Consider the following 17,844-nt stretch of genomic DNA (forward strand, 5'->3'; position numbering starts at 1 on the left):
CCTGCTTCTATTTTAACGAATGAACGTTCGATAGAAAACCATAAGTTTTTGTATGTTTTTGGTGGATTCGGACATGGTATTAATACAGTAAATTTTTCAAGGAGATGTTAAAAATGGGAAGCCCTTATCTTTGCCCCAGCTGCAAAACAAATCGAACGCGCTTTAATATCATTGAACAAAATGCAAAACCTGTAAAAATGGACCCAAGAAGCGGAGACGTCGTAGAAGAATACACAAACGATACGCTCGATGCCTTTCACGCTGCTTATAACGGACCCCAAAAACGCATTCAGTGCGGAGCTTGCGGCTTAGTAGAAGATGAAACCATGTTTGTACGGCATGCTGAATCAAATAAACTTCAATAAAAAAAGGTGGGGCCCTTTGGTCTCACCTTTACTCCTATAACTCTTAGTGCTTTTTCTTGATGGAAAAGCAGACATTTTCATCTAAAAAATTCATGTCTTTTCTTATACAAACATGCTAAAATACCTAAAAAAAGATATGGAGATGATGGTCATGTCATTTCTTCTTTCGCTTTTACCTTTCTCCTTTCTGAAGAAATTTCGTTTCCCTTCAGGAAGAGAAGTTAATGAAGATAAAATGTTCGATAAAACGAATACAGAAATGCTTCAACAAAGAGTCAAGCTAGTTTCACTTGCTCTTGTCATTTCCTACCCTCTTTATATTTATATAGGGTTTTCTTTACTTCAACATGCGGGGACATCTCAGTTTAGACATACACTAATTGGTATTCATTTCACTAGTTTCGCTCTCTCTTCTCTTTATTTATTCTTCTATTATTTTAGTAAAAGAAAAGAGCGATTTGCTAACTACTTAAGCACCATGGTATATGGCTATATATTTTATTACGTATTTGCTGCAGCACTTTCTACTATTAACAGCCAGCTTTTCACAGGTCGCGTAGACGTCTATATGATGCTTTTGATTTCCACAGCTGTTTTATGTCCTATGAAATTAAAACATCTGTGCATTATTTTTATTCCTAACCATCTTTTTTTACTATATGGCTTATCACGATATGTACCGGATTCTTTTTCTCTTATTTCAAAGCAGATCAATACAACTGCAGCAGTTGCTATCGCTTTGCTTATCTCATATATTCTCTATACATACCGTCACAAAGAATATATGAATCATTTAAAGCTAAAAGAAAGCGAACATAATTTTTTTACGCTGTTCAAAATTAATCCCTATCCTTTACTATTAACGAGATTATCCGACCACAAAGTGCTGCTCATTAACAATAAAGCTATTCATTTTTACAATCTTGCTTCTCAAGATCTTGATCAACTAGACGGATTTATAATCTACCCTACTGATGAAGATCGAGAGGAGATTTTAAAACGTCTTCAACAAAAAAAGCATGTAAAAAACTACATCCTAGAAGCACGTGAACATGGAGACTCTAAGTGGGTTATGATCAATTATGAATTACTAGAGTATAGAAGCGAAAGCTGCATACTCGCAGGTATTACCGATATAACCGATTTGAAAGCGGTTGAGCATGAATTGAGCTTGCACGCTTCAACTGATATGCTAACCGGAATTTTAAATCGAAGAAGCGGAATGGAAAAACTGCAGCTGGAACTGCTGAGAGCTAAAACCAATGATACATCTTTTGTATTATGTTTTATCGATATTAATTCCTTAAAACTAGTAAATGATCAATACGGTCATAGAGAAGGCGACTGGCTTATTAAAACAATAGCAGAATCAATTAGTGGTTATATTAGCAAGGATGATACGCTCTTTCGCTACGGAGGTGATGAGTTTTTATTAATTGCTCCTGAACAAACGGAAGAATACGTACACGAGCTATGGCAAAATATTAATAATCAGCTAGAAGATAAAAAGAAAGAATGTAAGAAGCCATATGCACTGTCTGCGAGTTACGGGTTTATTATATGTGCGCCTTCAGACGACACCAACCTAGATACATTAATTCAAAAAGCAGATGCTGCCATGTATAAGCAAAAACATACGCGCGTTTCTTCCATCTTTAAGTAAATCATCGAAGTCCTTGCGCCATCGCATCAAGTAGATTCGCTAAATAGAATGACCAAGGAATAAATCCGTGCATGAATTACGCATGCACTTTCTTTCTTTGCAAAGAAAAACTATAATAGATGATGCAAGTATTTTACTGATATATGGAAAGGACGTACATATGTTTACAATTAAAGAATATACAGCTGAACAATTGCAGGATCCATTTGGTCTCCTTCTAGGTGAACGCTATGAATTTCATTTATACATTGAGGTAGAAGAAGAGGATGAATTATATACCGGCAGCGACCTAGCACTACGCGTAGTATATATTAAAGGCGAAGATAACACTTCTATTGCCCAGACTCATTTCTACGAAGTTTCAACAAATAAAGTATTAGACTTCGACCTAGAAGAAGAGGAAGAAGCAGCTGTCAAAGAGTTTTGCGGGAAGCATTTACCTTCAGAGGAAGGGACAGATAAAGAGGAATAATTAAAAGCGGCTGGAACAAAAGTAGTTTAGTAAAAATCCGAACGATGAATTGAGATTCCTGATGGAGAATCCAACTCGTTCGGATTTTTTCGTAGTGATGGTGAACTTAGGTTTCATGTATGTAGGTGCTTATAGCTGTTGATTGGAGGGCAAGGCTCAGCGCCCGCCCGCGGAAAGCGCAGTCTTGCACGGAAACCAACAGCTATGTAACAAGCAATTCATACTAGAGAATCCATTCCATTTGTTCGTCTTTAGATGGGATCGATTTCGTTATGTATCAATATCTTTTTGATTTCGTTTTTCCATTAGCTTTTTAACTACTTCTTTTGGTTCCCAGCATGTAAACTGATAAGCAGGACGAGTTTCATAGCCTAGTCTCTTGCATTGATACTTCATTCCCTTATCCAATTTAATGCTTTGAAAATGTTGACATGTGGCACAGCAATGAAATGAACTCACGCCTTCCCTTCTCCCCTACTTTAATCTATTTTCTTAATCATACAAATAAAACAAATTCGCACAAAAAAAGCTGCCGATCGGCAGCTTTCATATGTAGCGTTGAATTATAATTTTACAACATTCTCCGCTTGAGGTCCACGTTGGCCTTCAACGATTTCAAATTCAACTTTTTGGCCTTCTTCTAATGTTTTGAAGCCTTCAGATTGGATAGCTGAAAAATGAACAAATACATCATTTTCGCCTGGTACTTCGATAAAACCGAAGCCTTTTTCACTGTTAAACCATTTTACTGTACCTGTAGTAGCCATGTAAAAAAACCTCCAAAAAATGTAAAAATTTTAATATGTTACTCTATATTTACATTTATACCGTAAATAAAAAATTCACATATTATAAAAGAGACCTACGCGAAGTAGATCTCCTTTATAACAAGTGAATTTTCACTAAATCTAATTCGAGTATATGGTCAAAACATAGTATTAATTATATTTGGTTGCGTTTACATTATACTATACCTATATGTAGAATGCAAATATTTGGCCACCTTTAACATATGGCTCATCTGTTTTACAAGATATTTACCTTCCTTACGTCAACATGTTATCAATATGGGCGTCGATAATTTCTTTTCGTTTATTTTGCAGAGTTTCAAATAATAGCTTAGCTTCTTCTGAAGTTAACGCAAACGTTGTTGTTTCTTCATGGTTTTCTTCTTTTGTATGAAGCACAAATATGCTTTGTCGGATTTCACTCATACATATTCCTCCTTTTTCGATAGTATAGGCTTTTTTATATTTTTCATGTATGCTTCACACGTTTTTAACAAATTATAAGAAAGGTTAAAACTTATAAGGAGTGATACTATCATGAAGAAATCGTTTTTGTTTGTTGTAGGCTGCATGACGACCCTTTCTTTATTCGGCTGCAGCACAGCAGATCAAGGTAAAGATGGCGTCATTGACGATAATACAGTCCGCAACGTCACATATGAAAATGGAAACAATAAAACGAAAATGAATGACGTAAATAATACGCAAGACGTACAGCGTAATGAGAAAGAACAGTACAATCAGTCCGGCGGAATGAGAGTAGCCGATGTGGCAGCTGATCGTATCGTAGCGTTAAAAAATGTAAAAGATGCTAACGTAATCGTAACCGACCATACAGCTTATGTAGCAGCTGTATTAGACGATAACAAAGAAGGCAATCTCACAAAAGATATGGAGCATAAGATCGCACACGAAGTACGAAAAGCCGACGGCAGTGTTCATCGAGTGTTTGTATCAACAAACCCCGACTTTGTAAACCGTATGAATGGATATGTAGACAAGCTTCAAACGGGTAAACCAGTCTCTGGACTGTTTGACGAGTTTTCAGAAGTTGTTCGCCGCGTGTTTCCAAATTCACGCTAATATACATGAATGTCAAAAGAGCATTTTATAAAATGCTCTTTTTATTTTACCCATTGCATAAAATATTGCATAAAAAATGCACTTATAAGTTTCTGAATATTTTTATTTTATTTTATTTTGAAAACGTTTTCATTTCTTTATTATAGAGGGATAGGGGATTTTCGCCTCATGTATTTTACGGTTTTGTGGGTTGATAGTAAGGGAAAAGTTTGTTAGTTTTAGAAACCATAAGATGTTTGCATGGCGAGCAGTGCTCGTTTCATGCATAAAAAATGCATAAAGGGGAGATTTGGTGGATATTGGTGTTTATATTTCACTGGGCATTTATTTTGTAGGAATGCTCGGAATAGGATGGTATGCCTACACAAAAACAACTCAAGACGTATCGGGTTACATGCTAGGCGGACGCGGACTAGGTCCGGCTGTTACTGCGCTTTCAGCAGGTGCTTCAGATATGAGCGGATGGATGTTAATGGGCCTTCCTGGATCCATGTACGTGACAGGTCTTTCAAGTTTATGGCTTGCAGTAGGTTTATCTATTGGTGCTTATTTAAATTATTTAATCCTCGCTCCGCGTCTTCGCACTTATACGGAAGTAGCGAATGACTCCATTACAATTCCGGACTTTTTTGAAAATCGCTTTGGGGACCATGCCAAGGTTCTTCGAACAGTATCAGCGATTGTTATCTTTATTTTCTTCACTCTTTACACTTCAGCTGGTATGGTATCAGGCGGAAGATTGTTCGAATCGGCATTTGGTTTAAATTACCAAATAGGACTATTTGTAACGGCTGCTGTCGTTATTGCCTATACTCTGTTCGGCGGTTTCTTAGCCGTTAGTTTAACAGATTTTGTGCAAGGCGTTATTATGTTCATTGCCCTTGTTTTAGTGCCTATTGTAGCCTTTACTGACTTAGGCGGCGTTGGAACAACAATGGATATTGTAAAAAATATCGATCCAACTTACCTTGATTTATTTAAAGGTACAACCGTAGTAGGGATTATTTCTTTTTTAGCCTGGGGACTTGGCTATTTTGGTCAACCTCATATTATCGTTCGCTTTATGGCAATCTCTTCTATTAAAGAATTAAAGCCTGCCCGTCGTATCGGTATGAGCTGGATGATCCTATCAATCATTGGCGCTATGTTAACGGGTCTTGTTGGAATTGCTTATGTGGATCAAACTGGGATGAAACTTGGGGATCCTGAAACAATCTTTATTAAATTTGCTGATGTTTTATTTAATCCATTAATTACTGGATTTTTATATGCAGCTTTATTGGCAGCGATTATGAGTACTATTTCTTCTCAGCTGCTTGTAACGGCAAGCTCTGTTACAGAAGATTTTTATAAAACATTTTTCCGACGTAAAGCCTCTGACAAAGAGCTTGTAACAGTCGGAAGAGCTGCGGTTTTAGGTGTTGCAATTATTGGTATTTTGCTTTCTTTAAAGCCTAGTGATACGATTTTAGGACTTGTCGGATACGCATGGGCTGGATTTGGTTCTGCATTTGGCCCGGCCATTTTACTAAGTCTTTACTGGAAGCGTATGACTAGATGGGGAGCCCTTGCAGGAATGATTGTAGGTGCAGCTACAGTATTAATTTGGGTAAATACTCCATTGAAAGATGCCCTTTACGAAATGATTCCTGGATTTTTCTTAAGCTTGCTGGCTGTTATTGTAGTAAGTCTGTTAACAAAAAAGCCTTCAGAAGCTGTAGAAGATCAATTTAGAAACATGGAAAGCGTATTAGAACAGCATACAAAATAGTAAAAAAAGTACACAAGTTACGACTTGTGTACTTTTTGCTTTTAATGCAAGCCCTGCAGTCATATATATGTACTAAAGACGGATTAAGGAGGGTTTTTACATGCAACATTCTTATTTCCCTTATGAACCTACACAGCCACTGCGCGCAGATACACAAAATAGAGAAATTAAAGTAACTGGTGAAGGAAGTGCTTCAGCCATTCCAAATGAAATTTCCATGACGATTGGAACGCGCACGGAAAACCGAGACGTTCAAGAAGCCTTAAAAGAAAATTCAGCTGTTTCAAATACTCTGCTGCAAGAGATACAAAAACTTGGAATCAATGACCAGCAAATTGAAACAGCTTCATTCACTATAAATCCTAAATATGATTACAGCGATGGAAAATCGACTCTTACAGGATACGAAGTACAGCATTTGTTTAGAGTAAGAGTACAAGATGTAAAACAAGCTGGCGATGTTTATAACGCTACGTTTTCAAGCGGAGCCAACGTAGCGCAAGATCTTCAATTTCACGTTACAAATGATGATAAATATGAACAAGAAGCGATAAGTAAAGCTTTGCTTAACGCTAAAGAAAAGGCCTTTACCATTGCCAACACGCTGCAGCTCCCTATTAACCAAATCCCCATTTTAATCGAAGAAGGCCCCGTCTATCAGTCATCTGGCTCCTCGCCTAAGTTATTAGCAGCCTCTCCCCCTATCCAAGCTCAGTCCTTGACTGTATCCGCTTCTGTAAAAGTTACGTACACGTATTAATACTTATGATAAACTATAGATTATTATAATGAAGAAACTAATCTAAAGGAGCTCTTTGCACAATGACTTCTGAACATTTACTAGCAGCTTATCAGACCCTATGGTTGAACCGTTCTTTCGCTTCTAAACAAGCCCTGACAAGTGAAGATCAGCTTCACGAAGCCATTCTGAAAGATTTAAAAGATGAAATGACTCATCCACGCGTTCGGCAAACACCGTATGTAAAATATCATCTTGGCATAAAAAGAATTCTAAACAGCAGTCTTTCCTCTGATGAAAAAGTTGCGCTTACGTCCCTATACACAAACCTTTTAGATAGCTGTATATAACAAAAAAAGGACTTCCTTAATGGAAGTCCTTTTTTTATTTAATTAACGCTTTTTCTTCTAAGCTTTGAAAAACAGCGTTAAAGTCTTGCTTCAAATCCTCGAATTCCTCTAGCCCTACTGAAAGGCGAAGAAGTGAATCAGTAATTCCTTTTTCTTCACGTACTTCTTTTGGGATACTTGCATGAGACATTGTTGCAGGATGCGTGAGAATGGATTCAACTGCACCTAGACTAACTCCAATTGAAGCTAATTTGACTCCTTGTAAAATATGTCGTGCTACTTCTTCATCCTGCACTTGGAAAGAAATCATAGCTCCGTATCCATTTGCTTGTTCTGAAATGAGTTTGTGGTCCGGATGACTTTTTAAGCCTGGGTAGTATACACGGCTCACTAGAGATTGTTCTTCAAGCCACTTTGCAAACTGCAGCGCTGTTTTTAACTGCTGATCTAAACGAACTTTTAATGTCTTAATGCCTCGAAGCAGTAAAAAACAATCCTGTGGCCCCAAGATAGCACCAAAAGCATTTTGTACAAACTTTACTTCTTCCGCTAGCTTTTCATCGCTTACTACAACTAAACCGCCAATGACGTCACTGTGGCCGCTGATATATTTTGTAGCACTATGAATGACAATATTTACACCAAGGTCAATCGGCTGCTGTAGATAAGGTGTTAAAAACGTGTTATCCACAATTGTAAGGAGATTGTGCTCCTTCGCCAAACTTGCTACTGCTTTAATATCCGTTACCTGTAAAAATGGATTTGAAGGGCTTTCGATATAAATAGCCTTCGTATCTTTTGTGATAGCTTCTTCTACTTTCTCAACCTTCGTTGTATCAACAAAAGTTGTTTTGATACCAAACTTTGAAAATAGTCGTGTTAATACACGATATGTCCCGCCGTACGTATCGTGTGAAACTAAAATTTCATCTCCTGATTCAAAAATAGATAACACCGATGAAATAGCAGCCATACCTGATGAAAAAGCAAAACCAGCGTATCCATTTTCTAGCTGAGCAATAGTGTTTTCTAAAGCCTCACGCGTTGGGTTTCCTGAACGAGAATAGTCATAGCGGCCGTTGTTCGTCTCATCTTCTTGATTAAATGTAGATACCTGATAAATAGGTACGTTAACCGCTCCAAAATGACCGTCAATTCCTGTATTTGCATGAATTAAGTTCGTACCAAATCTATGTTTATTATTGTTGGTATGCATCAAATGCCTCCTTCAAATCTTTAATTAAATCATCTGCGTGCTCAATTCCAACTGATAATCGAAGTAAACAGTTTGTTACTCCGACACGATTTCGAATTTCCTCCGGAATATCAGCGTGTGTTTGACGAGCTGGGAATGTCATTAAACTTTCCACGCCTCCTAAGCTTTCTGCAAATGTAATAACTTTAACATTTTCTAAAAGTACTGACACGATGTTAGGGTGTGAGACAGCAAAAGAAATCATGCCTCCAAATCCAGTTGCTTGTTTCTTCATGATTTCATAGCCCGGATGTGTTTCAAGACCAGGGTAATACACTTTTTCCACGGAATCATGAGCAGTAAGCCAATTTGCAATTTTCAGTGCGTTTTCGTTATGTTTTTCCATACGAAGCGCTAGCGTCTTAATACCGCGCAATAACAGCCAGCTATCCTGTGGACCTAAGATTGCCCCAGCTGCATTTTGATAAAAACGAATTTTCTCTCCTAAGCTACTACATCGAGCGACTACAAGACCAGCAACTACATCATTATGACCCCCAATGTATTTGCTTGCACTATGTATCACAATATCTGCTCCGAGCTCTAAAGGACGCTGATAGTAAGGGGACATGAATGTATTGTCAACGATAGTAAGCAAATCATGCTGTTTAGCTAACGCAATTGCTTCTGGCAAATCAGTCACGTGCATCATTGGATTTGTAGGTGTTTCAATAAATAGAGCTTTCGTGTTGGGACGAAGCGCATCTTTTACTTGCTCGAGATGGGCTGTGTTGACGTACGAAACAGTAATTCCTTGCTCTGAAAAGATTTCATTTAGTACTCGGTACGTTCCTCCGTATAAATCCTCTGATACAATTAAATGATCTCCGTTTTTAAATAGTGCTAAAACTGCCATTACACCCGCCATTCCTGAAGCGAATGCTACTCCTACTTCGCCTTTTTCTAAAGCAGCAATTGCTTCTTCCAATGCTGTACGAGTAGGGTTTGCCGTACGTGCATAGTCAAATCCCGTACTTTGCCCTAAAGCAGGATGAGCAAATGTTGATGCTTGGTAAATGGGTGTTGTAATAGAACCTGTTGAAGGGTCACGACCTACTCCTGAACGAACTAATAAAGTTTCAATTTTCATCTATTTCTCTCCTTAACTCAAAATAAAAAACACTCTTCACAGATGGAAGAGTGTTCGTTTATACACGATTTCTCTCATCTGTTAGAACAATACTGATGTTCCACAGGAATTAGCACCGTTCAAATGAATGTTTCATTTGATGGTTGCCGGGCATCGCAGGGCCAGTCCCTCCGCCACTCTTGATAAGAGTTCTATATAATTGTTGGTGGTTAACGTTTGTTGTTACTAACTTTAATAAAGATTTTCTTTATTGTCAACATAATTTTCTAAAAAATTTAAATCATCTCATTTGTTTATTCAATATACTTGTCCTGATAAGCACATAAAAAAAGAGACGACACCAAGGTCTCTTTTTCTAAGGCAAGTGCACAGATTTTACGTGAGCTAACTTCCAGTACATACTTTCTCCATTTGCCGTAATTAGTTCAACAATATTATTAGAAACTTCTTTAAGTACGCCAATTTTTTCTGATTGATCCCCTAAATCTAATACGACCAGTTGATTTTCATATTTTTTAAGCTGCTCTTCAAAGTTTCTGACAAAAGGTGCAGAGGCAGGCCTTACTGGGAGCTCTTTGTCACTTAAAGAATAAGGGGTTAACTCATTACTATAAGGGGTAAGCCATTTCAAATGATGTAAAGAAACAAAGACATTTTTATATACTGGAGAATAAAACACAAGATAATCATTCAGCACGCTTGTAATATAGCCATGCAATGATTTTCCTCCTGTTACATAAATTTCAATAAATTTTCCTTTTGCCTGCTGTAAAATATTACGATAAGAAATCCGCTGACTTTCTTCTATTAAGTTCTCTTCTATGGTTCGTAAAGGTGTATAATCTTCTTCTGAAACCTCTCGCAAGCGATGTATGTGTAAAAGAGGAATATACAAATAATCATGTCCATTATATAAAACCATTACATCTAACCCGAGATCAACAAGTTTTCCTATAAACGTTGTTTTCCCTGATATATCGACTTCAACAATTTTATCAATATAATGATTCATACTCATTCTCATTCTCCTCCTTTTTCCTATATGATAGAAAAGGTGCTTTATAAGCACCTTTTACGTTCCAGTTCGTCATGCTTTCCAACGATAATTTTTCGTTTTAATAACTTTTTCACCTGGTGTTGAAGAGCGTGAACCCGTACGGCGTCCTCCCGAGCGATCGTCTGTGCGACCTCCTGTACGTCTTCCGGTACGGTCTCCAGTACGGCCATCCGTGCGACCTCCGGTTCTATCTACTGTAGTTGACTCTTGCATAGAATCTTCTTCATTTGTATCTCCATTTTGCTCAGAATTTTCTTCATTTTGCTTGAAAGATCCTTTTGATCCTAAGGCAATGGTTTTTACGTGTCTTGGTTGTAAACGTAAAACTTGATTATTTTGTACAAGAGTAAAGTTTCCACTGCGGCTTTGAACTAATACACCTTCCACAGCCTCTGGGCCTCCACCGTTAATAGCTACCCATCTATGTGAAAACTCTTCAAACAGTTCATTAAAACTTTTCGCTTTGATATAATCAGGTGTTTCTTCAACTAATAATGGATTTTGCGGAACAACAGGTGTATTTTTGCTTACAACTTCACTTACACTCTTTATATGCTCTACATTGATATAAACGACGCCGTCATCTTCTGTTAATAATACGACATACGCAGATTCAAATGAGCCTAATACGTCAAGGATTTTACCCACTTTCTTCTCTGGACCACCTTGATTTATTTGCACCTGCTTATCTTTCATTAATAATAGAGTACCTGCAAATGTGTTAGCTCTGTGAAGTTCTACTTCACTATTAAATCCAGAAAATGTTTGTGCCGAATTAGACTTCGTATCCTCTGTAATGCTTTTAACATGGGCAAGCTGATAATAAATAAATGTATACTGCTGCTGTGGAATAAGCTGAGCCGGCTGATTATTTTGCTGGTTGTTATTTTGATTTGTTTCAAGAGCAAGTGTTAAATAATCTGATTGAACGTCAATTAAATATCCCGTTTTAGATTCAGGCCCCCCGCGATATACAGTCACTACTCTCCCTTTTAGTGGTTTAAAATGGGCAGAGTAGCCCGTGCTTTCAGCTTGTTGAACTTTGCGAGCGCGACTACGATTTGCATTTTGAGTTTGATCTTGATTTTGGTCGTAGTAATAGTTACTCATTGTTTTTCCTCCTTATTGATTATCCTTATTGGTCATTCATACTGTATATATACGTATCATGTACAGCTATTGATTTCCTGCATTTGCCTATTATTAACAAAATCCACTGTTGCCTATAAATTGCCTATAAATCTATCTCTTTTTAAAGAGTCAAAAGGTTATTTTGAATATACGCTGTTCGTTCTTTTATAAAAGACAGCATAAATTCGGGTTCTTTATAAAATTGCTCCAAGTTATCTTTTACGTAAGGATCTTTTAATACATATGGAGCAATATACTCATGCAGTTGATAAATGATTGGTTTCATGTATTCTATTGTAAATTGATTATTTAGAACATTGTTCATTTTTTGAACATATCGCTTTTTAATGCTGTTCACCGCCAGTAAGCGAGCTGTAAGCGTATTAAATCCTTGTGCACGGACATAGTCTCCTTCCATTACTTTTCCATTTACATCTCTTCCCCAAGTTGCATCATAATCCCATGGAATCAGTTCAAAGCGCCCGCTTTCATGATTTAGATAGAGCGCATAGTTATGGACAAAACCGTCGTAATTCTGCATACAAATAATACCGACTAACCAAGATAAGTAGCGGTCGACGTTCAGGTACTTCTCAATATTCTGTTCGAATTCCGTATTTGTCCATGTATTAATATTAAATATAAACTTTTCTAATTTTTCCTCGTCTCCTTCTCTCACTGCTTTATCTTCATATCCAGATAACAAAGTTGTTTTTGGCTTTTTATCCAAATCGCTCATCAAAGAAAAATTAGCATCTCCGTCCACTGCATAAAATATGGATCCATCCGCTAAATTTCTTTTTTTCAAAAATAGTTCATCTACCGATTCGAGCTGAAGATATATTCCTTCATTTTTCCCATTAATCTTAAGAGTGACAAACTGAGAGTGGGGAGATAAAACATCTAAAGAAGAGAAAAAATCGAGGGACAATTTGTTGCGCATAAGCGATGGATCTTTGTATTCAGCGTTTAGGTGTATTTCTTTGGCGCGCTGAAATATTTTCGGAGAATAAAATTCAATATAATATGACTTTTTCTTCATCTTCCGAATATGGGAACCTCTTAGGAGCAAATCAATATCGTAGCGTTTTTTGTTAAACTTCATCGTTGCCTGAACCGCTTCTTCTGACCAAATATCTCTTTGCATTTCCTTTAAATCTTTTACATTCACAAACAGAGCGTATTGAGGGATTTCTTTTTGCTTCATGATTCGACCACCTTTCTTCAATTATTAAAGTATATGAAGGGTAAATTCTCCATGATACCCCGCAGCATCAACTATTTCCGCAAACTCCACTTTTGACTCATATCAAGGACAAGCATCATCGCGTATTCTATTAATGCAAGACCTAGTCCAATTGACAAGGAGGTTTTTGTATTGCATATTACAGCTGAAAAAATTAAAGAGGCTGCTGAAGCCCTAGAATGTACAGAACTGAAATCTTTTATGTTTCAAGAGCCAACTGCCGGTCCACTAACAAAGCCGCGTCGCTCTTCTCGTAGCTCTCGTCGCAGCTCTCGCCGTTCTACCCGCGGTACGCGTCGCTCTTCTCGCGGCTCTCGTCGTTCTACTCGCCGCTCTCACCGTTCTACTCGCGGCTCTCGTCGTTCTACTCGCCGCTCTCGCCGTTCTACTCGCCGCTCTCGCCGTTCTACTCGCCGCTCTCGTCGTTCTACTCGCCGCTCTCGCCGTTCTACTCGCCGCTCTCGCCGTTCTACTCGCCGTTCTCGTCGTTCTACTCGCCGCTCTCGCCGTTCTACTCGCCGCTCTCGTCGTTCTACTCGCCGCTCTCGCCGTTCTACTCGCCGCTCTCGCCGTTCTACTCGCCGCTCTTAATTTCTCTAAACACTCATCTTTATTGCAAAAAAACGCCGAAGAACTACGAATGTCTTCGGCGTTTTTTTCCACTTATAGAAGGTGCACATTTGGAAATATACTAAGATGGAGCGTTATTCATTTTACATAGAAAAGGAGAGCTTTTATGAAAAAAAACAAGCATCGAATTTTAACTTCATCAACTACAGATGTCGAAGAAATCAAACGTTTAAATGCGCAGTCTGGACTAACTTACAATGAAGTATTTGCACTTCTTGGAGAAAACTATTTGAAAAATCAACAGAAAAAATAATAAGCTGGGACTAGAAAACAACTTCTAGTCCTTATACTTTGAAAATCCCGGAAAACCCTTTTACTAAGGATGTTAATTGGTTCATGGCTCCCATCATCTGTCCGGCAGTATTCATCATTTTGTTCATATCGTAATTGCCATCACTCGATTTAAACTGAGACATTAATGACTGAAATTGAGATGGCTGAGGCTTTTGCTGCTGACCTTTAGGATATGGATTAAAAGGCGCACCTGCATTGTTGTACATGGGCTGCTGGTACATTCCGTTCATATAGGGAATTTGCTGAGGGCCAAAAGGCATTTGTTGCTGAGCGTACGGATGTTGCGGCATATAAGCTTCCGTCCATAGCTGCTGGTGATACTGTGGAAATGGATGTACCTGACTTAAATCAAAACGTTCTGGTTGATGTTGCTCATAATACGGATAGTGCTTACTTGTATACATGCAAAATCAATACCTCCTTTTTAATATTACATAATATATAGTATGTATGCAGAAATAAGAGGTGACGTTCGTCTACTTGTACTTTTGGAGAACGCATTCAAAAATATGTAGGTTTCTGTCGAAAGTTTAAATTTTTCAAAAAAACGAGATTATTTAAATATATGGTACGATAAGAACAAGCGATACTACCTATACGTAGTGGCACAAATGGGGATTAGGAGGGAATTTACATGTATGTGAACGAACTTCAAGAAGCTTTTATTGCGGTGAAACAATATGAGCCGCAGTCAAGTAATGAATTACTCGATTTTGCTCAGCAGCAGTATTTAAAAGGTTTTTTAACTCCTATGAATTACAAAGCCGCTGTACGTGAACTCGAACAAATTGGAGCTACTAAGCCTGATTTTAGTGCACAAGATGATTAATTTTTTTACTACCACTGAGAAATCGGTGGTTTCTTTGTTTCCTATAAAGTGGACACATACTTCTTTTTTGACTTGTTTATACTATAAAGGCTTTAACGTAGTATTCAATAAAGGAGGTTTATTTCATGAGTCGTGGAAAACATTTTGATCATAAAAAACAAGGACAAAGTGCAGTAAATAAAACAAATAACGCCGTTGCTTCTAAACATACCGAAAAAGTTGATTATCATATCGATACAGTTGCTTCACAAAATCACCCAGCTGTTTCTATCCAATCACAAAAAGATTTTGATTAACTTTTTATTGATCATGATAAAATGCCTAAAGAGTTTTCTCTTTAGGCATACATAGAAAATCCCCACCTTATAAGTCTCAACGGAAGGCCGGGATTAATTATTCAATATCGACTCGAGCACATACTTATTTGAGTGATACATCTTTTTAAATCGCTTTTCTCGCGTCTCGGGATAAAATGACTGTAGTACAACGTTTTGTAAATTTTCTTTTAACGTCTCTACTTGATTAACATGAATATATTTTGGTCGCTCTTTCTTCAGCCATTCCGTTACGAGACTAGCCCATTCATCAAGTTCTTTGAAGAAAATGTCTCCATAAGGCTTTACTTCTTCAAAAAATTTCACTTCATAATTTTCTTCCTGTTGAATAGACGCTAATCGTTCTACAGCTACTTCATTATATTGAAACATGATCTCCGTACTTTTTTTCACATCTTCATTCATCGTTATTCGTCACCTCTACGATGACTATTGTAACATAAACAATCTTTATACTGTATGAAGAACCATTTCTCTTCGTCTTCTACTCCATTCTGTTTCGGAAGGCATGCTTTCATACACAGTTACTTCAATTTCTTGCAGCGATTGGTCAATGCGATGAACTTGTTCCATATATGTTTCTTCACAATGTGTAAATGCTTCATTTATAGATGTAGACATCGTTTTATCCACTAGATCTACTTGCTCTAGTAAGCTATCTAATAAAGTCATCATTTCGCTTGTTTTAACCATACTTTGTTTCATCGCCATCCCTCCAAATTTTCCTTTGCATAACGTATTCTCTTTTTTATTCATTGTCCCTTCACACATGACAAAACTAGTTTCTATTCGTCAAAGAAAGATGTTTTCGACATTTTCATTTATGGTGAATCGAAAGAGAACATATTGAAAACACTAGTATAGACATTTCAGCTAAGTGGATACATTCTGCTGCTGAACGTTCATTACAACATGATAGGAGGTGCCTAGATATGGCCAACAAACAGCAAAAATCACAGCCTAAAAATAAGCCTGAAACAAAAACCTACGGTGATCCTAAAAAGTTAAACGGTCCTAACCAGCCTTCTACTTAAGAACAAAACGGTCACTTGTGACCGTTTTTATTTACATTAACTACTTGCGCTACTTTCATTAATATATGCAGCTGCTTTTGCTTTTGAAGATACCACTTTGTAAAATGAACTTTCTTTGGAAAAGGCGGCTTTTTCATGAGCTTTTGTTCCTGTTTTTTTGTTAAAAACCACTCTTCTCTCTTTTTTTCATGATGTCTAATAGCCGGATACACCTTTCGAAGTGCAGGTGTATAGCAACTGGTTTCATCCACAAAATACTGCTCATAATCGTATCTCGAACCCGTATGCTTTGTTTTCAAAGAAAATTCATAAAACAAGGGATAATACTTTTCATGAAATAATAAAGCCGCTAATTTCTTCCCCAAATCAATCCGATTATTTACTTTTGTAAAATCATGAACAGAACAACCGTATAGCTCCCCTTTTGTAGTAGGAAAAAGGACGGAACTAAAGTGGAATATATCTTGAAAAAAAAACAGCATACTTTTAAATACTCTATCTTGATAAAAAGGCTGTTCAATAACGGGCTTTTGAATAACGTGCTGCTCATTTACAATTAACGCATGAATAAGCTGCAGTTCAGAAGGTTTCTGCATAAATTGCCTCCACTTTTCTTCGATAAAAGATGAAACATTTAAATAGGGAAGTAAATGAACGTAAGAGACATGTTTTTTACGCGAAACAGCATACAATAGTAATTGCGGGAAGGCATCTTTAAAAATAAGCCAATTTGCTCTTTCATACGTCAAAAATAATAAATCGCGCGTTTGCTTTGATAACGCTTTTTTCATTGGTTCTCCTTGCAAATCACACATATTCCACCCTGCGTTGCGCGATACCATACTTGCGAGAAATGCCCACTTTACTTCAGGATATCTATGATAAAAAGTTGCATAAGCTTGGGTTCTTGATATATTATCAATATTCAGCTTGTCTGTTGTTTTATTAATCGCCGTCAACAGCGCTTGTTCCGAACTATTGAGTGACATCTCTTCATCTTCTTTCATCTATTTTTATTTGTAGGATTTGGTATAATAGAATTTGTTTGTTTAATAGATTTACACTAAAGGAGTGATGGTTATGATTCGCTATCCTAACGGAAAGGCCTATAAGCCATTGAATACCAGCAGTCCTTCCCCTAAAAAGCTAGAAGCTAGCTATAGCAATCGTGGTATGACGCTGGAGGACGATTTAAACGAAACAAACGAATACTATGTTTCAAAAGGAATAGCCATTGTTCACAAAAAACCAACCCCTGTTCAAATTGTAAAAGTAGACTATCCGAAGAGAAGTGCCGCTGTTATCAAAGAAGCTTATTTTAAGCAGGCTTCTACTACAGACTATAATGGAATCTATAAAGGAAAACACCTTGACTTTGAAGCAAAAGAAACGAGAAATAAAACCTCATTTCCTCTGCGTAATTTTCATGAACATCAAATTGAACATATGAAGCAAATTGTGAAACAAAACGGGGTTTGTTTCGTTATATTAATGTTCTCTACTTTACAAGAAATATACTTGTTCGAAGCACAGTTCCTTTTTCCTTATTGGGATGCCATGAAAAAAGATGGACGAAAATCAATCCCTAAGGCAGATATTGAAAAAAAAGGACATTTCATCGAACTTGGTTACCATCCGAGAATCGATTACATAAAAACTATAGATAAATTATACTTTTAAGAGTATGATATATATGTTTACGGAAATCATTC

General features: G+C 37.2%; 25 protein-coding genes and 1 riboswitch. Of the genes, 13 read left to right on the forward strand and 12 right to left on the reverse strand.

Features of this window, described 5'->3' with window-relative positions:
• The first annotated feature begins 113 nt into the window (after positions 1-113).
• The 3 genes from ACXAE4_RS20705 to ACXAE4_RS20715 all read left to right on the forward strand — a co-directional run bounded on the left by ACXAE4_RS20705 (position 114) and on the right by ACXAE4_RS20715 (position 2,500).
• Positions 114-365, forward strand: coding sequence for a hypothetical protein (locus ACXAE4_RS20705; RefSeq protein ID WP_013056134.1), 252 nt, complete (start codon positions 114-116; stop codon positions 363-365).
• Between the two features lie 151 nt (positions 366-516).
• Positions 517-2,028: a sensor domain-containing diguanylate cyclase gene (locus ACXAE4_RS20710; protein ID WP_098113463.1), complete on the forward strand. Its 1,512-nt coding sequence runs from the start codon at positions 517-519 to the stop codon at positions 2,026-2,028.
• A 160-nt stretch (positions 2,029-2,188) separates the two neighbouring features.
• Positions 2,189-2,500 (forward strand): DUF6509 family protein, encoded by a 312-nt coding sequence (locus tag ACXAE4_RS20715; protein ID WP_028414061.1) that lies wholly within the window; start codon positions 2,189-2,191, stop codon positions 2,498-2,500.
• A gap of 270 nt (positions 2,501-2,770) precedes the next feature.
• Here ACXAE4_RS20715 and ACXAE4_RS20720 read toward each other — a convergent pair whose 3' ends face one another.
• The 3 genes from ACXAE4_RS20720 to ACXAE4_RS20730 form a co-directional block, all read right to left on the reverse strand.
• Positions 2,771-2,959 (reverse strand): hypothetical protein, encoded by a 189-nt coding sequence (locus tag ACXAE4_RS20720; protein WP_028414062.1) that lies wholly within the window; start codon positions 2,957-2,959, stop codon positions 2,771-2,773.
• A 104-nt stretch (positions 2,960-3,063) separates the two neighbouring features.
• Positions 3,064-3,267 carry a cold-shock protein gene (locus ACXAE4_RS20725; RefSeq protein WP_013056130.1) on the reverse strand — a complete coding sequence of 68 codons (204 nt, stop codon included), beginning with the start codon at positions 3,265-3,267 and terminating at the stop codon, positions 3,064-3,066.
• A gap of 279 nt (positions 3,268-3,546) precedes the next feature.
• Positions 3,547-3,714, reverse strand: a complete 168-nt coding sequence (locus ACXAE4_RS20730) for a hypothetical protein (protein WP_165573336.1) — start codon at positions 3,712-3,714, stop codon at positions 3,547-3,549.
• Between the two features lie 111 nt (positions 3,715-3,825).
• On the opposite strand from ACXAE4_RS20730, the gene ACXAE4_RS20735 reads away from it, so the two are divergent.
• From ACXAE4_RS20735 to ACXAE4_RS20750, 4 genes are all read left to right on the forward strand, one after another.
• Positions 3,826-4,371 carry a YhcN/YlaJ family sporulation lipoprotein gene (locus tag ACXAE4_RS20735; protein ID WP_033578433.1) on the forward strand — a complete coding sequence of 182 codons (546 nt, stop codon included), beginning with the start codon at positions 3,826-3,828 and terminating at the stop codon, positions 4,369-4,371.
• A 292-nt stretch (positions 4,372-4,663) separates the two neighbouring features.
• On the forward strand, positions 4,664-6,142 hold the full coding sequence (putP, locus tag ACXAE4_RS20740; protein ID WP_028414064.1) for a sodium/proline symporter PutP: 1,479 nt from the start codon (positions 4,664-4,666) through the stop codon (positions 6,140-6,142).
• 100 nt (positions 6,143-6,242) lie between these two features.
• Entirely contained in the window at positions 6,243-6,902 is a 660-nt protein-coding gene (locus ACXAE4_RS20745) for an SIMPL domain-containing protein (protein ID WP_099330771.1), read from the forward strand.
• 62 nt (positions 6,903-6,964) lie between these two features.
• Complete coding sequence (locus ACXAE4_RS20750) at positions 6,965-7,231, forward strand: hypothetical protein (protein ID WP_028414066.1); 267 nt, start codon at positions 6,965-6,967, stop codon at positions 7,229-7,231.
• Positions 7,232-7,265: 34 nt separating this feature from the next.
• Here ACXAE4_RS20750 and ACXAE4_RS20755 read toward each other — a convergent pair whose 3' ends face one another.
• The 5 genes from ACXAE4_RS20755 to ACXAE4_RS20775 form a co-directional block, all read right to left on the reverse strand.
• Complete coding sequence (locus tag ACXAE4_RS20755) at positions 7,266-8,447, reverse strand: trans-sulfuration enzyme family protein (RefSeq protein WP_048018481.1); 1,182 nt, start codon at positions 8,445-8,447, stop codon at positions 7,266-7,268.
• Positions 8,431-9,576 (reverse strand): trans-sulfuration enzyme family protein, encoded by a 1,146-nt coding sequence (locus ACXAE4_RS20760; protein ID WP_475236816.1) that lies wholly within the window; start codon positions 9,574-9,576, stop codon positions 8,431-8,433. The genes ACXAE4_RS20755 and ACXAE4_RS20760 overlap by 17 nt, the downstream gene beginning before the upstream one ends.
• A 71-nt stretch (positions 9,577-9,647) precedes the next feature.
• Positions 9,648-9,765: riboswitch (SAM riboswitch) on the reverse strand.
• Positions 9,766-9,931: 166 nt separating this feature from the next.
• Complete coding sequence (locus ACXAE4_RS20765) at positions 9,932-10,594, reverse strand: hypothetical protein (protein WP_028414069.1); 663 nt, start codon at positions 10,592-10,594, stop codon at positions 9,932-9,934.
• A gap of 69 nt (positions 10,595-10,663) precedes the next feature.
• Complete coding sequence (locus ACXAE4_RS20770) at positions 10,664-11,743, reverse strand: spore coat protein (protein WP_289578833.1); 1,080 nt, start codon at positions 11,741-11,743, stop codon at positions 10,664-10,666.
• 142 nt (positions 11,744-11,885) lie between these two features.
• The gene (locus tag ACXAE4_RS20775) at positions 11,886-12,971 is read right to left on the reverse strand and encodes a CotH kinase family protein (protein WP_165635690.1); all 1,086 of its coding nucleotides are present in this window, start codon (positions 12,969-12,971) and stop codon (positions 11,886-11,888) included.
• Positions 12,972-13,142: 171 nt separating this feature from the next.
• Here ACXAE4_RS20775 and ACXAE4_RS20780 point away from each other — a divergent pair, with 171 nt between their 5' ends.
• Both ACXAE4_RS20780 and ACXAE4_RS20785 read left to right on the forward strand, forming a co-directional pair.
• The gene (locus ACXAE4_RS20780) at positions 13,143-13,601 is read left to right on the forward strand and encodes a CotG/ExsB N-terminal domain-containing protein (RefSeq protein WP_475236819.1); all 459 of its coding nucleotides are present in this window, start codon (positions 13,143-13,145) and stop codon (positions 13,599-13,601) included.
• 145 nt (positions 13,602-13,746) lie between these two features.
• On the forward strand, positions 13,747-13,893 hold the full coding sequence (locus ACXAE4_RS20785; RefSeq protein ID WP_165635688.1) for a hypothetical protein: 147 nt from the start codon (positions 13,747-13,749) through the stop codon (positions 13,891-13,893).
• Positions 13,894-13,924: 31 nt separating this feature from the next.
• Here ACXAE4_RS20785 and ACXAE4_RS20790 read toward each other — a convergent pair whose 3' ends face one another.
• On the reverse strand, positions 13,925-14,338 hold the full coding sequence (locus ACXAE4_RS20790) for a YppG family protein (RefSeq protein ID WP_289578831.1): 414 nt from the start codon (positions 14,336-14,338) through the stop codon (positions 13,925-13,927).
• Positions 14,339-14,568: 230 nt separating this feature from the next.
• On the opposite strand from ACXAE4_RS20790, the gene ACXAE4_RS20795 reads away from it, so the two are divergent.
• Positions 14,569-14,763 carry a YppF family protein gene (locus ACXAE4_RS20795; protein ID WP_013056115.1) on the forward strand — a complete coding sequence of 65 codons (195 nt, stop codon included), beginning with the start codon at positions 14,569-14,571 and terminating at the stop codon, positions 14,761-14,763.
• A gap of 125 nt (positions 14,764-14,888) precedes the next feature.
• Positions 14,889-15,059 carry a hypothetical protein gene (locus ACXAE4_RS20800; protein WP_328174715.1) on the forward strand — a complete coding sequence of 57 codons (171 nt, stop codon included), beginning with the start codon at positions 14,889-14,891 and terminating at the stop codon, positions 15,057-15,059.
• 93 nt (positions 15,060-15,152) lie between these two features.
• On the opposite strand, the gene ACXAE4_RS20805 is transcribed toward ACXAE4_RS20800, so the two are convergent.
• Both ACXAE4_RS20805 and ACXAE4_RS20810 read right to left on the reverse strand, forming a co-directional pair.
• Positions 15,153-15,503: a YppE family protein gene (locus tag ACXAE4_RS20805; RefSeq protein ID WP_013056113.1), complete on the reverse strand. Its 351-nt coding sequence runs from the start codon at positions 15,501-15,503 to the stop codon at positions 15,153-15,155.
• Positions 15,504-15,548: 45 nt separating this feature from the next.
• Entirely contained in the window at positions 15,549-15,803 is a 255-nt protein-coding gene (locus tag ACXAE4_RS20810; RefSeq protein WP_034266868.1) for a hypothetical protein, read from the reverse strand.
• A gap of 227 nt (positions 15,804-16,030) precedes the next feature.
• Here ACXAE4_RS20810 and ACXAE4_RS20815 point away from each other — a divergent pair, with 227 nt between their 5' ends.
• A complete protein-coding gene (locus ACXAE4_RS20815; RefSeq protein WP_016763465.1) occupies positions 16,031-16,132 on the forward strand; it encodes a hypothetical protein in 102 nt (33 codons plus the stop codon).
• Positions 16,133-16,143: 11 nt separating this feature from the next.
• Here the strand turns inward: ACXAE4_RS20815 and ACXAE4_RS20820 are convergent, their stop codons facing one another.
• Positions 16,144-17,139 (reverse strand): DUF2515 family protein, encoded by a 996-nt coding sequence (locus tag ACXAE4_RS20820; RefSeq protein ID WP_475236824.1) that lies wholly within the window; start codon positions 17,137-17,139, stop codon positions 16,144-16,146.
• 73 nt (positions 17,140-17,212) lie between these two features.
• Here ACXAE4_RS20820 and recU point away from each other — a divergent pair, with 73 nt between their 5' ends.
• Entirely contained in the window at positions 17,213-17,812 is a 600-nt protein-coding gene (recU, locus tag ACXAE4_RS20825) for a Holliday junction resolvase RecU (RefSeq protein WP_034266860.1), read from the forward strand.
• Positions 17,813-17,844 lie beyond the last annotated feature (32 nt).

It is taken from the genome of Priestia sp. ABM2_011 (genome assembly GCF_056158845.1).

What these genes read in the sequence shown, in the direction of transcription:
- ACXAE4_RS20765 (WP_028414069.1), bottom strand. Translation starts at nt 10,594, where the DNA reads ATGAGTATGAATCATTATATTGATAAAATTGTTGAAGTCGATATATCA.
- ACXAE4_RS20790 (WP_289578831.1), bottom strand. Translation starts at nt 14,338, where the DNA reads ATGTATACAAGTAAGCACTATCCGTATTATGAGCAACATCAACCAGAA.
- ACXAE4_RS20795 (WP_013056115.1), top strand. Translation starts at nt 14,569, where the DNA reads ATGTATGTGAACGAACTTCAAGAAGCTTTTATTGCGGTGAAACAATAT.
- ACXAE4_RS20725 (WP_013056130.1), bottom strand. Translation starts at nt 3,267, where the DNA reads ATGGCTACTACAGGTACAGTAAAATGGTTTAACAGTGAAAAAGGCTTC.
- ACXAE4_RS20810 (WP_034266868.1), bottom strand. Translation starts at nt 15,803, where the DNA reads ATGAAACAAAGTATGGTTAAAACAAGCGAAATGATGACTTTATTAGAT.
- ACXAE4_RS20775 (WP_165635690.1), bottom strand. Translation starts at nt 12,971, where the DNA reads ATGAAGCAAAAAGAAATCCCTCAATACGCTCTGTTTGTGAATGTAAAA.
- ACXAE4_RS20815 (WP_016763465.1), top strand. Translation starts at nt 16,031, where the DNA reads ATGGCCAACAAACAGCAAAAATCACAGCCTAAAAATAAGCCTGAAACA.
- ACXAE4_RS20770 (WP_289578833.1), bottom strand. Translation starts at nt 11,743, where the DNA reads ATGAGTAACTATTACTACGACCAAAATCAAGATCAAACTCAAAATGCA.
- ACXAE4_RS20715 (WP_028414061.1), top strand. Translation starts at nt 2,189, where the DNA reads ATGTTTACAATTAAAGAATATACAGCTGAACAATTGCAGGATCCATTT.
- ACXAE4_RS20805 (WP_013056113.1), bottom strand. Translation starts at nt 15,503, where the DNA reads ATGAATGAAGATGTGAAAAAAAGTACGGAGATCATGTTTCAATATAAT.
- recU (WP_034266860.1), top strand. Translation starts at nt 17,213, where the DNA reads ATGATTCGCTATCCTAACGGAAAGGCCTATAAGCCATTGAATACCAGC.
- ACXAE4_RS20800 (WP_328174715.1), top strand. Translation starts at nt 14,889, where the DNA reads ATGAGTCGTGGAAAACATTTTGATCATAAAAAACAAGGACAAAGTGCA.
- ACXAE4_RS20710 (WP_098113463.1), top strand. Translation starts at nt 517, where the DNA reads ATGTCATTTCTTCTTTCGCTTTTACCTTTCTCCTTTCTGAAGAAATTT.
- ACXAE4_RS20705 (WP_013056134.1), top strand. Translation starts at nt 114, where the DNA reads ATGGGAAGCCCTTATCTTTGCCCCAGCTGCAAAACAAATCGAACGCGC.
- ACXAE4_RS20730 (WP_165573336.1), bottom strand. Translation starts at nt 3,714, where the DNA reads ATGAGTGAAATCCGACAAAGCATATTTGTGCTTCATACAAAAGAAGAA.
- ACXAE4_RS20750 (WP_028414066.1), top strand. Translation starts at nt 6,965, where the DNA reads ATGACTTCTGAACATTTACTAGCAGCTTATCAGACCCTATGGTTGAAC.
- ACXAE4_RS20785 (WP_165635688.1), top strand. Translation starts at nt 13,747, where the DNA reads ATGAAAAAAAACAAGCATCGAATTTTAACTTCATCAACTACAGATGTC.
- ACXAE4_RS20735 (WP_033578433.1), top strand. Translation starts at nt 3,826, where the DNA reads ATGAAGAAATCGTTTTTGTTTGTTGTAGGCTGCATGACGACCCTTTCT.
- ACXAE4_RS20760 (WP_475236816.1), bottom strand. Translation starts at nt 9,576, where the DNA reads ATGAAAATTGAAACTTTATTAGTTCGTTCAGGAGTAGGTCGTGACCCT.
- ACXAE4_RS20820 (WP_475236824.1), bottom strand. Translation starts at nt 17,139, where the DNA reads ATGAAAGAAGATGAAGAGATGTCACTCAATAGTTCGGAACAAGCGCTG.
- ACXAE4_RS20755 (WP_048018481.1), bottom strand. Translation starts at nt 8,447, where the DNA reads ATGCATACCAACAATAATAAACATAGATTTGGTACGAACTTAATTCAT.
- ACXAE4_RS20745 (WP_099330771.1), top strand. Translation starts at nt 6,243, where the DNA reads ATGCAACATTCTTATTTCCCTTATGAACCTACACAGCCACTGCGCGCA.